The organism is Kitasatospora sp. MY 5-36 (assembly GCF_001182915.1).
Lineage (GTDB): Bacteria > Actinomycetota > Actinomycetes > Streptomycetales > Streptomycetaceae > Kitasatospora.
Genome location: NZ_LFVW01000389.1, coordinates 1 through 332, shown reverse-complemented (window position 1 = coordinate 332; position 332 = coordinate 1). Strand labels below are relative to the sequence as shown.

1 protein-coding gene is annotated in these 332 nt (G+C 74.1%); it reads right to left on the bottom strand.

Annotated elements, in window-relative coordinates:
* Window positions 1-332, bottom strand: a 332-nt coding sequence (locus AE652_RS49290) for a hypothetical protein (protein ID WP_049654735.1), incomplete at both ends; no start/stop codon positions are given.

Genomic DNA, 332 nt, shown 5'->3' with positions numbered 1-332 from the left:
GCGACCGTGGCGGCTTCCGCCGTGACGACCGCCCCTCCGGCGGTTTCAACCGCGATGACCGTGGTGGCGACCGTGGCGGTTTCCGCCGTGACGACCGTCCGTCGGGTGGCGGTTTCAACCGCGACCGCGGTGACCGTCCGGCTGGCGGTGGCTTCCGCCGCGATGACCGCCCCTCGGGTGGCTTCAACCGTGACGACCGCGGCGGCGACCGTGGCGGCTTCCGCCGTGACGACCGCCCCACCGGCGGGTACAACCGCGACCGCGGCGACCGTCCGTCGGGCGGTTTCAACCGTGACGACCGTGGCGGCGAGCGTGGCGGTTTCCGCCGCGAT